This window comes from Isoptericola cucumis (assembly GCF_014635665.1).
Taxonomy (GTDB): Bacteria; Actinomycetota; Actinomycetes; order Actinomycetales; family Cellulomonadaceae; genus Isoptericola; species Isoptericola cucumis.
In genome coordinates, this window is the sequence record NZ_BMDG01000019.1 from 13,072 (window position 1) to 26,399 (window position 13,328).

Here is a 13,328-nt window from a genome sequence, read left to right on the forward strand (position 1 = left end):
CGCCCGGCCGCCCTAGGGTGAGTCGCATGGTCAACTACCGGTACCTCGGCAACAGCGGTCTGAAGATCTCCGAGATCACCTACGGCAACTGGCTCACCCACGGCTCCCAGGTGGAGAACGACGTCGCCACGCAGTGCGTGCGCGCCGCCCTCGACGCCGGCATCAGCACGTTCGACACCGCGGACGTCTACGCGAACACGAAGGCCGAGCAGGTGCTCGGCGACGCGCTGGCGGGCGAACGGCGCGAGTCGCTCGAGATCTTCACCAAGGTCTACTGGCCCACCGGGCCCGGCGGCCCCAACGACACAGGCCTGTCGCGCAAGCACGTCATGGAGTCGATCGACGGCTCCCTGCGGCGGCTCGGCACCGACTACGTCGACCTCTACCAGGCGCACCGGTACGACACCGAGACGCCGCTGACCGAGACGATGCAGGCGTTCGCCGACATCGTCCGCCAGGGCAAGGCGCTGTACATCGGCGTCAGCGAGTGGACCGCCGACCAGATCCGCGCCGGTGCGGCCCTGGCGAAGGACCTCGGCTTCCAGCTCATCTCCTCCCAGCCGCAGTACTCGATGCTGTGGCGCGTGATCGAGGACGAGGTCGTGCCCGCGTCGAAGGAGGCCGGCCTGTCGCAGATCGTGTGGTCGCCGATGGCGCAGGGCGTGCTGTCCGGCAAGTACCTGCCGGGCGAGGCCCCGCCCGCCGGCTCGCGCGCGACCGACACCAAGGGCGGCGCGGAGAGCATCGGGCGGTTCATGGACGACGACGTGCTGACCCGGGTGCAGGGCCTGCGGCCGGTGGCCGACGAGCTCGGGCTGTCGATGGCGCAGCTCGCGGTCGCCTGGGTGCTGCAGAACGACAACGTCGCCGCGGCGCTCGTCGGCGCGTCCCGGCCCGAGCAGGTCGCGGAGAACGTCAAGGCCTCCGGCGTGACGATCCCCGAAGAGCTCATGGCACGGATCGACGACGTCCTGGGCGACGTCGTCGAGCGCGACCCCGCGATGACGGCCCGCAACGCGCCGTCGACGCGCGTGGCCTGACGGTCGTCACCCGCGCGCGGCACCGCGCCCGGCCGCGCCCCGCGGCGAGCCGTTCCGGCGGTCCGCCCGGGGCGCGCGGTCGGCCAGGCCCGCGGGCACGAGCCACCGCCACCGCACGGTCGCCTGCACGACCGGCCCCACCCCGAGCGCGTAGGCGATCGTCGCCCAGCCGAACGTGCCGCCGAGCAGGACGCCCACGAGCACGACGACCACCTCGATCCCGGTCTTGACCAGGCGCACGGACCAGCCCGTGCGGGCGACGAGACCGGTCATCAGCCCGTCGCGCGGTCCGGGGCCGAGGCGCACCCCGATGTAGGCGGCCGTCGACACGCCGTTCAGCACGATGCCGCCGACGGCGAGGGCGACCCGCGCCGCGGTCCCCGGGTCGGGCACCAGCACGGCGACGGCGGTCAGGAACGGCCCGATCGCCACGCTGATGACGACGGCGTTGGCCACGGTGCCGATCCCCGGGCGCTGCCGCAGGGGGACCCACATCGCCAGCACCGCCACCGAGACGATCCCGGTCACCGCGCCGAACGACAGCCCCGTGGTGCGCACGAGGCCCTGGGAGAGCACGTCCCAGGGCATGGCGCCCATCGACGCGTGCAGCAGCATCGCCATCGACCACGCGTAACCCAGCAGGCCCAGGACCAGCTGCACCCCGCGGCGGACGGGGCCGAGAGCGACGGCGTCGCGCGCGACGGGAGGGCCGGGGACGCGGGCGCGCCGGGCGGGGGTCGGAGACGTCATGGTGCCATCGTCGACCCGAATGGCCTTGCTTTCCATGGCCATTCGGCGAACAGTGGCCTCGTGACCGCCGTGCCCACGTCCCCCGCACCCGCCGCGGTGCGCCAGCTCTCCCCCACCGCCACCGCACGCCTCCTGGGCGACTGGCGCGGAGGCGGCGCGGCGTACCGCGCGCTGGCCGACGCGCTGCGCGCCGCCGTCCTGGCGGGCAGCCTGCCGCCGCTCACCCGCGTCCCGAGCGAGCGCGAGCTCGCGGCCGCCCTCGGCGTCTCGCGCACCACGACCTCCGGCGCCTACGCCCACCTGCGCGAGCTCGGGTTCCTGGCCAGCCGGGTCGGCTCGGGCACCGTGACGACCCTCCCGCGCGGCGCGGTCGCCCCCCGCTCCCCGGAGCCGGCCGGCGACGCCCCGGCCGTGCCCGTCGGCGGGACGAGCGCCACCGAGCGCGGCACCGCGTCCGACGGCGGAGCCGTCGCGACGATCGACCTGGCCCAGGCCACCCCCGCCGCGACCCCCGCCCTGCACGACGCGTACACCGCCGCGCTCGACGACCTGCCGGGCTACCTCGGCGCGGGCGGCTACGCCCACCTCGGCATCGACCCGCTGCGCGCCGCGATCGCGGACCGCTACACGGCACGCGGCGTGCCCACCGTCCCGGAGCAGATCCTCGTCACGACGGGCGCCCAGCAGGCGATCTCGCTGCTCGCGCACGCGTTCGTCGGCCGCGGCGAGACCGCCGTCGTCGAGTCGCCCACGTACTTCCACGCGCCGGAGCCGATACGGCGCCTGGGCGCCCGGGTCGTCGGCGTCCCGGTGGGCGACGTCGAGACGCTCGCCTCCGCCGTGCGCCGCACCCGCCCCCGGCTCGTCTACCTGGTGCCCGACTTCCACAACCCCACCGGCGCCACGATGTCGGCCGAGGAGCGGGCCGCCGTGCGCCGGATCGCCGACCGCGCGGGCGTCACCGTCGTGGGCGACGAGACGCTCACCGACCTCGCCCTCGACCCCGGCGCCGAGGTGCCGGCACCCTTCGACGGGGACGGGACGTCGCCGCACGTCGTGACCGTCGGCTCGGCGTCCAAGACGTTCTGGGGCGGCGTCCGGGTGGGCTGGGTGCGCGCCGAGGCGCAGGTCGTGCGGCGCCTGGCGCGGGTGCGCCAGTCCGCCGACGTCGCGACGCCCGTGCTGGAGCAGCTCGCCGTCGTCGAGCTGCTGCGGCGCCGCGAGGAGATCCTCCCGGCCCGGACCGCCGAGCTGCGCGCCCGCCGCGACCTGCTCGTGGACCTCGTGCGCCGGCAGCTGCCTGGATGGCAGGTGCCCGTCCCGGCGGGCGGGCTGTGCCTCTGGGCGGGGCTCGACCGGCCGCTGGCGCAGGCGTTCGCCGCGGCCGCGGTGCCGCACGGCGTCCTGGTCACGCCCGGGCCCGCGTTCACGCCCGACGGTTCGGCCCGCGACCGGGTGCGGCTCACGTTCGCGCGCGACCCCGACCAGCTCACCGAGGCCGTGCCCCGGCTGGCCCGCGCCTGGGCGCAGGTGACGGCCGGCCGTCAGACGGCGGGCAGCGCCACGCTCGGGGCCGCCTGAGTCCCGTCGTGCAGCAGGCGTGCCGACGCGGCGCCCGCGGCGGCGAGCTCGCGCCAATGCTCACCGAGCCACTGCTCGGCGTCGTACTGGGCGGTGAAGACAGGGCTCGGCACGCTCGGGACGGCCGCGCCCGCGGCGTCCTCGAGGGCCCACTCCCAGCGGGGGCGGATCATCCGGCGCTCCCCGCGATGCTGCCCGCGGCCACCGAGCCGCGGGTGCGGGTGAGCGCGCGGTTGACGCGCGACGGCCACATCGGCCCGGAGTAGATGAACGACGTGTAGCCCTGGGTGAGGTCGGCCCCCGCCCGCAGGTAGGCCCGCACGTCGTCGGCGCCGGCGATGCCGCCGACCCCGATGATCACGGGGGCGGGCCCGAGCCGCTCGCGCAGCCGGGACACGACCTGCAGGCCGCGGGACAGCAGCGGCGGGCCGGACAGCCCGCCGGGGCCGCGGTCGTGGCCGATCGTGGTGTTCACGGCGACGACCCCGTCGAGGCCGAGCTCGGTGACGAGGTCCGCGACGGCGTCGACGTCCGCGTCCGCCAGGTCGGGAGCGATCTTCACGAGCAGCGGGACGCGTCGCTCGCCGGCCGCGGTGGTCGCCTCGTCGGCCGCGGCCCGGGCCGCCGTGAGGATCGGCCGCAGCTCGGCGGTCGTCTGCAGGTCGCGCAGCCCCGGGGTGTTCGGCGACGAGACGTTGACGACGAGGTAGTCCGCCCACGGCGCGAGCTCGCGCGCGCACGCCGCGTAGTCCTCGGCGGCCTGCTCGGGCGGGGTGGTCTTGTTCTTGCCGATGTTGGCGCCGACGACGACGGCGCGGCCCGCGGCCGTCGCGCGCAGCTCCCGGAGCCGCCCGGCCGCGGCGGCGGCGCCGTCGTTGTTGAAGCCCATCCGGTTGCGCACGCCCCGCACGTCGAGCTCGCGCCACATGCGCGGCCTGGGGTTGCCGGGCTGCGGGCGCGGCGTCACGGTGCCGATCTCGACGAAGCCGAACCCGAGCATCGTCAGCCCGCGGATCGCGCGGGCGTTCTTGTCGAAGCCGCCCGCGAGCCCGAACGGCGCCGGGACGGTGCGGCCCAGCACCTCGGTGCTGCCCGGCCCGCCGTGCCCGCGGCCGAGGTAGGGCGCGAGCGCTCCCTGCACGACGTCGCGCAGCACGGGCACCCGGCCGGCCCACGAGATCGCGCCGAACGCGAGCTCGTGGGCACGCTCGGGGTCCATCCGGCGGAAGACGCCGTTGAACAGCAGGGAGTACGGGGTCATCAGGCCTCCGGTGGCGAGGTGGTCGAGGAGTCGTGCGCCGAGCCGTCCTCCGGGTCGCGGACGGCACCGGACCGGCCCGGTCGAGTGTGCCAGAGCCACCACAGGCCGACGAAGGGCAGCACGAGGGGGACGTAGCCGTAGCCCTGGCCGAAGCCCGACCACACGGTGGTCTCGCCGAAGACGTCGGGGGCGGCGGCCGAGGCAGCGCCCACCGCGATCACCCCGACCGCCTCGAAGGCGACCGTCGCCCACGCGACCGCCCGCCAGCGCGGGCCGCCCTTCGCGAGGGCGAGCGTGGCGAGCACGTACACGACGGCCGACAGCGTCGACAGGGAGTACGCGACCGGGGCCTCGGAGAACTTCGTCGCCAGCTCGTACGACGACCGGCCGATCGCGGCGAACGCGAGGACCCCGTAGACGGTGACCAGCAGGCGCCCGAACCCGCTGCCCGTGCGCGGGCCGGTCCGCTCGGTGCGGCTCATGCCGCACCCCAGATCTGCCACAGCCGCCAGTCGAGGAACGCCACCGTCACCGCGGCGACGGCCAGCACGACCGACGACCACTTCGTGCGCTCGGCGAACGCCCAGAAGGCGGCGACCGGGAGCAGGACGAGGGCCGTGGCGAGGTAGCCCCAGAACAGCGGGCCGTCGACGGAGCGGTCCTGCGTCACGAGCTGCACCCCCGCGACCACGGCCTGCACGACGAGCAGCGCCTCGATCGCGGCGGCCCCGAACAGCTGCCGCAGGATCACGGCCCGGTCGCGCAGCGCGAACCACAGCGCCCACCCGGCGAGGGCCGCGCACGCCACGACGAGAAGGATCAGCAGGGGGAGGAGCACGCCCGCAGACTACCGGCCCGGGCCCGGTGGGGGCGGGCCCGGCGGCGGCGATACGATCGGCGGGTGGCAGACCTCACCCTCACCGCCAAGAATCCCTCCACCCTCAAGGCCGACGCCCTCGTCGTCGGGACCTGCTCCACCTCGGACGGCGTCGCCGTCGTCGCGGACCAGCTCCCCGCCGACCTGGTCCGCCGGATCGAGACCCTCGCTCCCCGCCTCGGCGTCACCGGTGCCGTCGACGAGGTGCGCACGATCCCGGCCGCCGACGGCGTCAAGGCCGACGTCCTCGTGCTGACCGGCCTCGGCGAGCGCGACGCGGACGGGACCCTGTCCCACGAGACGCTGCGCCGCGCGGCCGGCGCCGCGACCCGCTCGCTCGCCGGGTCCGCCCACGCCGTGGTGGCGCTGCCCGCCGTCGACGAGGACGAGCTCGCCGCCGTCGTCGAGGGCGCGCTGTTCGGGGCGTACTCCTACACGCCGTACCGCGGCGCGGACGTCGCGGCCAAGCGCGCCCCCGTCGCGAGCCTCGAGGTGGTCACCTCCTTCGCCCGGTCCACGCGGGCCAAGGCCGCGGTCGCCCGCGCCGAGGTGCTCGCCGCCGCCGTGCACGGCACCCGCGACCTGGTGAACGCCCCGCCGAACGACCTGTTCCCCGCCGCGTTCGCGGACGCGGCGAAGGCCGCGGTCAAGGAGCTCGGCGTCAAGGGCGTCAAGGTCTCCGTGCTCGACGACAAGCAGCTGGCCGCCGGCGGCTACGGCGGGCTCGTCGGCGTCGGCCAGGGCTCGTCCCGCGGGCCGCGGCTGGTCAAGCTCACGTACGCGCCCGCCAAGGCGACGGCGAAGGTCGGCGTGGTCGGCAAGGGCATCACCTTCGACACGGGCGGCATCTCCCTCAAGCCGCCGGCCAGCATGCCCACGATGAAGTCCGACATGGCGGGGGCGGCCGCCGTGCTGCACACCGTCCTGGCGGCGGCCCGCCTCGGCCTGCCCGTCGCGGTCACCGGCTACCTCTGCCTGGCCGAGAACATGCCGGGCGGCAACGCGCAGCGGCCGGCGGACGTCGTGACCATGCGCGGCGGCAAGACCGTCGAGATCACCAACACCGACGCCGAGGGGCGTCTCGTCATGGCGGACGGTCTCGTCTCCGCCGTCGAGGACGGGCACGACGTCGTCCTGGACATCGCCACGCTGACCGGCGCGCAGATGGTGGCCCTCGGCCACCGCACGTCCGGGCTCCTGGGCACCGACGCCGTGCGCGACGAGGTCAAGGTCGCCGCCGACGCCGTGGGCGAGGCGTTCTGGCCGATGCCGATGCCGGAGGAGCTGAAGGCCGGCCTCAAGTCGACGGTGGCCGACATGGTCAACTCCTCGCCCGAGCGCTGGGGCGGGATGCTCTTCGCGGGCCACTTCCTCGCCGAGTTCGTGGGCGACACCCCGTGGGCCCACCTCGACATCGCCGGCCCGTCGTACAACGAGAAGGCGCCGTACGGGTACACGCCGGCCGGGGGCACCGGCGTCGGCGTGCGCACGCTGCTCGGCTTCCTCGAGGGCCGCGCGCAGGCCTGACCACGCTCGACCACGGCGGCGCTCCCCACCCGGGGCGCCGCCGTCGTCGTGCCGGCCCGGCCGTCGTCCGCCGCGGCGGGGCTCGGTCGGGATGCTCGGTCGGGGACGCTCGGACGGTTTGCTCGGGCGGGATGCTCAGGCGGGGTCCGGCGACCCGCCGGGCGTGCGCGCCACGACCCACCGGAACGCGTTGCGCAGCACGTACCCACCGGCGGCCGTGCGGAACGGGCGGGCGGCGGCCACCACGACCGGGGCCAGCCGCTCGACGGTCGCCGGGTCCTCACCGAGCAGCAGCCCGCGCACCAGCCGGTCGTCGTCGGCCGCGTGCCACGGCGTCGGGGCGATCCCGGACGCGACGGGCCGCAGCCCCGCCTCGGCCAGCACCGCCGCCAGCCCGCCCGGCGCCCGCAGCTCGCCGTCCGGCAGCGGGTCGTCGTCCTGGGCGCGCGCCACGGCGCGCTCGACGACGTCGAGGTCGTTGCGGGCGCCCTCCGCCCAGTTCGCCACGGCCACCGCCCCGCCCGGGACCAGCACCCGCGTCACCTCGTCGAGCGCGCCGAACGTGTCCTCGGCGAACTGCAGGGCGTTGACCGCGACGACGACGTCCATGCTCGAGCCGCCGAACGGGAGGCGGTCCGCGTCCCCGTCGCGGACGTCGGCGCCCGGCACCAGAGCGGCGCGCGCCCGCATGGCCGGCGCCGGGTCGACACCCCACCCGCGCGCCCCGAGCGCGCCGAGGTGGGCCAGGAGCTCGCCCGTGCCGCACCCCACGTCCAGCACCCGGGTGCCGGGACCCACGCCGGCGGCCGTGAGCATCGGCCCCCAGACGGGGGCGGCGACCCGGCCCCAGGACGCGGCCCACTCGTCGGCGACCGCCGACCACCGCTGGGCGCCTCCACCGTCCACGTCTCTCCCCTGTCCGTCTCCCCCTGTCCGCCGGTCCGGCCCGGCGACGCCCGGTCAGCGGCGGCGCTGCTTCGCCCGCTGCGCGCTGTTCCAGTCCCGCATCCGCTGCGGGTAGCCGGTGAACCGGACGTTGTAGACCGGGATGCCGAGGGAGCGTGCGACCTCGAAGCCGGCGCGCTCGTCCGGGACCCGGCGGCGCGTCCACTCCCCCGAGGTCGCGACGAGGAGCACGGTCGTCGGCGTCTGCGCGTTCGGGGGCTCCACGTAGGCCTCGACGCCGACGCGGGTGCGCACGAACTCCTGCAGATGGCCGACCGTGGCCTCCCGCGACCCTCGGGCCGGCGCGGTGGTCGGGTCCGGTGTCGCGGACCGTCCGAGCAGGCGGTCCATCGCGCTCCTGAGCGACATGATCGTGAGACTACCGCCGCGCCCTGGTGCCCACCGTCACGTGACCAGGACGTGATCGTGATGCGTCGCTGTCCCGGAGGTGCTGTGCTTCAGGTGTTCGCAGCATCACACCATCGCGAGGCCCGGATCGATTGGGGACCGCCCCCCGGAGATGACAAGATGGCAGGCAGTGACCAGAACGCGGCAACCGGAAGAGGTTGCGGGCCGGCACGGACCGGTCCGCCTCGGCACGTCGCCTGACCCACTGATCGAAGGAGACTCCACAGGTCATGTCTGAGAACGTGCAGCTTCCTGCACTCGGCGAGTCCGTCACCGAGGGCACCGTCACCCGCTGGCTCAAGGCCGTCGGCGACACCATCGAGGTCGACGAGCCCTTGCTCGAGGTCTCCACCGACAAGGTCGACACCGAGATCCCGTCGCCGGTCGCCGGCACGCTCGAGCAGATCCTCGTCGAGGAGGACGAGACCGTCGAGGTCGGCGCCACCCTCGCGGTGATCGGCGACGGTTCCGGGTCCGGCAGCAGCGACGCCGCCCCGGCCGCCGAGGCACCCGCCGCCGAGGCCGCTCCCGCGGAGCCGGCCGCCGCGCCGGAGCCCGAGGCCGCCCCGGAGCCCGCCGCCGCGCCCGAGCCGGAGCCCGCTCCGGCCGCCGAGGCGCCCGCCGCCGGTGGCGGCGAGGGCACCGACGTGACCCTGCCGGCCCTGGGCGAGTCGGTCACCGAGGGCACCGTCACCCGCTGGCTCAAGGCCGTCGGCGACACCATCGAGGTCGACGAGCCGCTGCTCGAGGTCTCCACCGACAAGGTCGACACCGAGATCCCGTCGCCCGTCGCCGGCACGCTCCAGAAGATCCTGGTGGACGAGGACGAGACCGTCGAGGTCGGCGCCACCCTCGCCGTCGTCGGCTCCGGTGCGGCGTCGTCTGCTCCGGCAGCGCCCGCGCCGGCCGCCGAGCCCGCGAAGGCGCCGGAGCCCGTCGGCGCGCCGGAGAAGCCCGAGGCCTCTGCCCCGGCTCCCGCCGCGCCCGCGCCGGCTCCTGCCGCGCCGGCACCGACCCCGGCACCCGCCGCTCCGGCTCCCGCCGCGCCCGCCCCGGCGCAGCCGGCGGCTCCCGCCCAGGCGGCGTCCGGCAAGGGCTCGTACCTCACCCCGCTGGTCCGCAAGCTCGCGGCCGAGAAGGGCGTGGACGTCACGACCGTCCAGGGCACCGGCGTCGGTGGCCGCATCCGCAAGGAGGACGTGCTCGCGGCGGCGGAGAAGGCTGCCGCCCCCGCGGCGGCGCCCGCCGCACCGGCTCCGGCGGCGGCCTCGAAGCCCGCGGCCGTCCCGCCGGTCTCGCCCCTGCGGGGCACGACGGAGAAGATGTCGCGCCTGCGCAAGATCGTGGCCGAGCGGATGGTCGAGTCCCTGCACACGCAGGCGCAGCTGACCACCGTGGTCGAGGTCGACGTCACCAAGGTCGCGAAGCTCCGGGCCAAGGCCAAGGAGTCGTTCAAGGCCCGCGAGGGTGCGAACCTCACCTACCTGCCCTTCTACACGCTCGCCGCGGTCGAGGCGCTCAAGGCGTACCCGAAGATCAACGCGTCGATCGACCCGGAGAAGGGCGAGATCACCTACCACCCGTCGGAGAACGTCGGCATCGCCGTCGACACCGAGCGCGGCCTGGTGGTCCCGGTCATCAAGAACGCCGGCGACCTCAACCTGGCGGGCGTCGCCCGCCAGATCGGCGACCTGGGTGCCCGCACCCGCGCCAACAAGGTCGGCCCGGACGAGCTGTCCGGCGCGACGTTCACGATCACCAACACGGGCTCCGGCGGCGCGCTCATCGACACGCCGATCGTCCCGGTGGGCCAGGTCGCCATCCTCGGCACCGGCACGATCACCAAGAAGCCGGCCGTCGTGACCGGTCCGGACGGCGAGGAGACCATCGCCATCCGCCAGTTCGCGTACCTCTTCCTCTCCTACGACCACCGCCTGGTCGACGGTGCGGACGCGGCACGCTTCCTCACGACGATCAAGGCCCGCATCGAGGAGGGCGCGTTCGAGTCCGAGGTCGGTCTCTGACCCCCGGCCCCTGAACGCTCGTTCCCCGAGCACCACGAAGGGCGCCCCCGGCACTCGCCGGGGGCGCCCTTCGTGCGCCGGCGGACCTCATGCGACGGCGCTCACCCGCCAGCCGCCCTCGGTCCAGGTGAGGTCCAGCGTGGCGCTGCGCACGCCGGACGCCGCCACCTGCGTGGTCGCGCCGTCGGCCGCCTGCTGGACGTGCGCGCCGATCGTGTAGTCGACCTCCACCCGGGCCGTGCGCTCCGTCCGGTCGCGGGTGCGTGTCGCGTGCACCTCGACGTGCGCGCCCTCCACCTGGGTCCCCGCCGCCTCGACCTGGGACAGCAGCCGGGAGTCGGCGGCGTGGGCGGCGGAACCCGCCAGGTCGATCTCGTCGGCGGAGCCGGGCCCGCCCGCGAGCAGGGCGACCCGCGCCCGGGTGAGGGCTGCCGCAGCAGCCGCGGGCTCCGCCCGGTCCCGCACCGGGTCGGCGTGCACCGCCTCGGCCGCCCCTTCGCGCGCGGCGCCGCCGGAGGCGCCCGCCGGCGTGGTCGCCGTGGCGACCGCCGGGGCGTCGGGCTGGCGCACCTCGAGCGCCACGACCACGATCCCTGCCACGACGACGCCCACCCCGACCGCGGCCGCCACCCCGGAGAGCCGGCGGCGTGTCCCGGACGCGTCCCGCCGTGCCGCCCGGGCGCCACGCGTGCTCCCGCCCGTCCGCCCGTCCCCGGCCGCCGGTCGGCGGTGCGACGCGGCGCGGGCCCGCACAGCCGTCTCGCCCGTCGCCCCCGGCCGGCGCACGGCACGTCGCGCCACCGGCTCCGTGGACCGGTCCCACGACGCGTCGTGGGACCGGTGCGCCGGGTCGCGCACGGAGACGCCGAGGGCGGCCGCCGCCAGGCGGGCACGCTCCGGCAGGAGGACCGGCTCGTGCGCGCAGGCGTCGGCCGCCTGCGCCGCGAGGGTCCCGGCCTCCGGGCGGACGCGCGGGTCGGGGGCCAGCGCGGGAGCCAGCACCGCCTGCAGCGCGACGGTCTCGTCGTCGGCCGATCCCGGCCCGCCCGGCCGGCCGCCCGGCCGGGCGGCCGGCTGGGCGCCCCCGAGCTCGGCGACCAGCGCGGCGAGCGTGTGCACGTCATGCGCCGCGGCGTCGACACCCGCCGGCCCGGGTCCGCTCGGCGCCCCGTCGCGCTCGAGCTGGAGGGCGGGGCGCAGCATGGCCGTGCCGTCGCCGTCCAGGACGACGTCCCCCGCGCCGACCCCGCCCTGCTCCAGACCGGCGCTGTGCAGCGCGGCGAGGCCCTGGGCGACGCAGACGAGCAGCCCGGACGCCTCGGTGGCCGTCAGCCGCCCGCGCACGGCGAGCACCGCGGGCAGGTCGGCGGCGGCGCCCGGCCCTCGGCGCACGACGAGGACGCCGTCGTCACGCGGCTCGGCGCCCACGACGGGCTCGACGCGCGGGTGGTCCAGCGCGGCCAGCTCCCGCACGCGGCGCAGCAGGGCGTCGCGCGCGGCGGCGTCGGCGGGGATCGGGATCAGGTCCTCGTGCGGCACGGCACCATCGAACACCGTCGGGCGGCGACCCCGCGGCCGTCGTCCACAGGCCCCGACCGACGACCCGCCGACGCCCGCCCAGCACCGTCGAGAACGGGTCAGACGTCCACGCGGCGGCCCTCGCGCGCGGACACCCGCGCGGCGTCGAGCACCTCGGCGGTGCGCACGGCGTCCGCAGGGTCCACGGGCGGCGGTGCGTCGCCGCCGAGCCACGGACCCAGCGCACGGTAGAAGTCGGCGTGCCCGCCAGGCGCAGCGGGCACGGCGCTGCGGTCACGCCCGCGGGTGAACCAGCCGAGGGTGCCGGCGGGCGCGTCGTCGTCGAACACCTCGAAGGGCGAGCCGTCCTGCTCGAACGTCGTCACGACGTACGCCCCCGCCGACCCGAGCACACGGGTGCGCGGGCCGGGGGCGCCGACGACCGAACCGGCCCACAGCCGGGACACCACGGGCCGCGGGCTCGCCGCGAGCCCGCCGCCGGCCTCGTGCTGCAGCACCAGGAAGACGTCGTCCTCCGTCGGCGTGGTGAGGGCGCGCAGCTGCGCCCACACGGACTCGACGCGCCCGAACAGCTGGGTGGCGGAGTCCACGAGGTGCGGCCCGAGGTCGAGCAGCAGCCCGCCCCCGGTCGGGTCGTTCTCCTTCCAGCGCTGCCGCGGCACCGGCCGCCAGCGCTCCCACCGGCGCTCGAAGGTGTGCACGTCCCCCAGCTCCCCGCGCTCGAGCAGCCCGGCCAGCGTGAGCTGCTCGGGGTCCCACCGCCGGTTCTGGAACACGGTGAACGGCGTGGCGGTCGCCCGGGCCTCCTCGACCACGGCGCGGGCCTGGTGCCCGTCGAGCCCGATCGGCTTGTCGAGCACGAACGGCACCCCCGCGCGGGCCAGCTGGGCCGCCTGCTGGGCGTGCAGCGCGGTCGGGCTCGCCACGACGACGAGGTCGTAGGTCGACCGCGCCGCCAGCAACGAGTCCAGGTCCGCGTGCAGCCGCGCCCCCGGCCAGTCGCCGGCCGCCTGGTTGCGGCGGCCCGGGTCGCGGGTCACGACGGCCGTCACCGACAGGCCGGCCTCCGCCGCGAGCCGGGCGTGGATCTCCCGGCCCGCTCCCCCGTAGCCGACGATCGCCAGGCGCGGCGGCGCTCCCCTGCTGCCGGCCGCGTCGTCGGTCGAACCGTCCGTCGTCGTCACATCGGACTGATCAGTCATGGCGTCCATGGTGCACGACGCGCGGCGCGGCGCGGCGGGAGCGCGCCGGGACGTGTCCGGCACGCCGCCGGGAACGCCCGCCCGGCGGCCACCGGCCGGGAGACCACCTGACCGTCCGACAGGAAAAAGGTATGGCCAGGCAATAGCGTGGCGCCGTCCTCACCGCAGAGGGCG

At 76.4% G+C, this 13,328-nt stretch carries 13 protein-coding genes; 4 read left to right on the forward strand and 9 right to left on the reverse strand.

Annotation, left to right across the window (positions count from 1 at the left end; genetic code table 11):
- The first annotated feature begins 26 nt into the window (after window positions 1-26).
- Complete coding sequence (locus IEW03_RS19920) at window positions 27-1,040, forward strand: aldo/keto reductase family protein (RefSeq protein WP_188525465.1); 1,014 nt, start codon at window positions 27-29, stop codon at window positions 1,038-1,040.
- A 6-nt stretch (window positions 1,041-1,046) separates the two neighbouring features.
- Here IEW03_RS19920 and yczE read toward each other — a convergent pair whose 3' ends face one another.
- Window positions 1,047-1,790: a membrane protein YczE gene (gene yczE / locus IEW03_RS19925; RefSeq protein WP_229738463.1), complete on the reverse strand. Its 744-nt coding sequence runs from the start codon at window positions 1,788-1,790 to the stop codon at window positions 1,047-1,049.
- A 60-nt stretch (window positions 1,791-1,850) separates the two neighbouring features.
- Between yczE and yczR the strand changes: the two genes are divergently transcribed.
- Window positions 1,851-3,371 carry a MocR-like transcription factor YczR gene (gene yczR, locus IEW03_RS19930; protein WP_229738464.1) on the forward strand — a complete coding sequence of 507 codons (1,521 nt, stop codon included), beginning with the start codon at window positions 1,851-1,853 and terminating at the stop codon, window positions 3,369-3,371.
- Here yczR and IEW03_RS19935 read toward each other — a convergent pair.
- From IEW03_RS19935 to IEW03_RS19950, 4 genes are read right to left on the reverse strand one after another with little or no spacing between them, the layout of a single operon-like run.
- A complete protein-coding gene (locus IEW03_RS19935; RefSeq protein WP_188525466.1) occupies window positions 3,335-3,544 on the reverse strand; it encodes a hypothetical protein in 210 nt (69 codons plus the stop codon). The two genes, yczR and IEW03_RS19935, sit on opposite strands and share 37 nt — an antisense overlap.
- Entirely contained in the window at window positions 3,541-4,632 is a 1,092-nt protein-coding gene (locus tag IEW03_RS19940) for a quinone-dependent dihydroorotate dehydrogenase (RefSeq protein ID WP_188525467.1), read from the reverse strand. The genes IEW03_RS19935 and IEW03_RS19940 overlap by 4 nt, the downstream gene beginning before the upstream one ends.
- Window positions 4,632-5,114 carry a hypothetical protein gene (locus tag IEW03_RS19945; RefSeq protein WP_229738465.1) on the reverse strand — a complete coding sequence of 161 codons (483 nt, stop codon included), beginning with the start codon at window positions 5,112-5,114 and terminating at the stop codon, window positions 4,632-4,634. Before IEW03_RS19945 ends, IEW03_RS19940 begins: the two co-directional genes overlap by 1 nt.
- Window positions 5,111-5,470: a hypothetical protein gene (locus tag IEW03_RS19950; protein WP_188525468.1), complete on the reverse strand. Its 360-nt coding sequence runs from the start codon at window positions 5,468-5,470 to the stop codon at window positions 5,111-5,113. The genes IEW03_RS19945 and IEW03_RS19950 overlap by 4 nt, the downstream gene beginning before the upstream one ends.
- 63 nt (window positions 5,471-5,533) lie before the next feature.
- On the opposite strand from IEW03_RS19950, the gene IEW03_RS19955 reads away from it, so the two are divergent.
- Window positions 5,534-7,036 (forward strand): leucyl aminopeptidase, encoded by a 1,503-nt coding sequence (locus tag IEW03_RS19955; RefSeq protein ID WP_188525469.1) that lies wholly within the window; start codon window positions 5,534-5,536, stop codon window positions 7,034-7,036.
- Window positions 7,037-7,171: 135 nt separating this feature from the next.
- Here IEW03_RS19955 and IEW03_RS19960 read toward each other — a convergent pair whose 3' ends face one another.
- Window positions 7,172-7,942 (reverse strand): class I SAM-dependent methyltransferase, encoded by a 771-nt coding sequence (locus IEW03_RS19960; RefSeq protein ID WP_229738466.1) that lies wholly within the window; start codon window positions 7,940-7,942, stop codon window positions 7,172-7,174.
- Between the two features lie 54 nt (window positions 7,943-7,996).
- On the reverse strand, window positions 7,997-8,350 hold the full coding sequence (locus IEW03_RS19965; RefSeq protein ID WP_188525470.1) for an oxidoreductase: 354 nt from the start codon (window positions 8,348-8,350) through the stop codon (window positions 7,997-7,999).
- 269 nt (window positions 8,351-8,619) lie between these two features.
- Between IEW03_RS19965 and sucB the strand changes: the two genes are divergently transcribed.
- Complete coding sequence (gene sucB / locus IEW03_RS19970; protein ID WP_188525471.1) at window positions 8,620-10,413, forward strand: 2-oxoglutarate dehydrogenase, E2 component, dihydrolipoamide succinyltransferase; 1,794 nt, start codon at window positions 8,620-8,622, stop codon at window positions 10,411-10,413.
- Window positions 10,414-10,500: 87 nt separating this feature from the next.
- On the opposite strand, the gene IEW03_RS19975 is transcribed toward sucB, so the two are convergent.
- Together IEW03_RS19975 and IEW03_RS19980 are read right to left on the reverse strand one after the other, a co-directional pair.
- Window positions 10,501-11,952, reverse strand: a complete 1,452-nt coding sequence (locus tag IEW03_RS19975) for a hypothetical protein (protein ID WP_188525472.1) — start codon at window positions 11,950-11,952, stop codon at window positions 10,501-10,503.
- 98 nt (window positions 11,953-12,050) lie between these two features.
- On the reverse strand, window positions 12,051-13,154 hold the full coding sequence (locus tag IEW03_RS19980; protein ID WP_188525473.1) for a Gfo/Idh/MocA family protein: 1,104 nt from the start codon (window positions 13,152-13,154) through the stop codon (window positions 12,051-12,053).
- Window positions 13,155-13,328 lie beyond the last annotated feature (174 nt).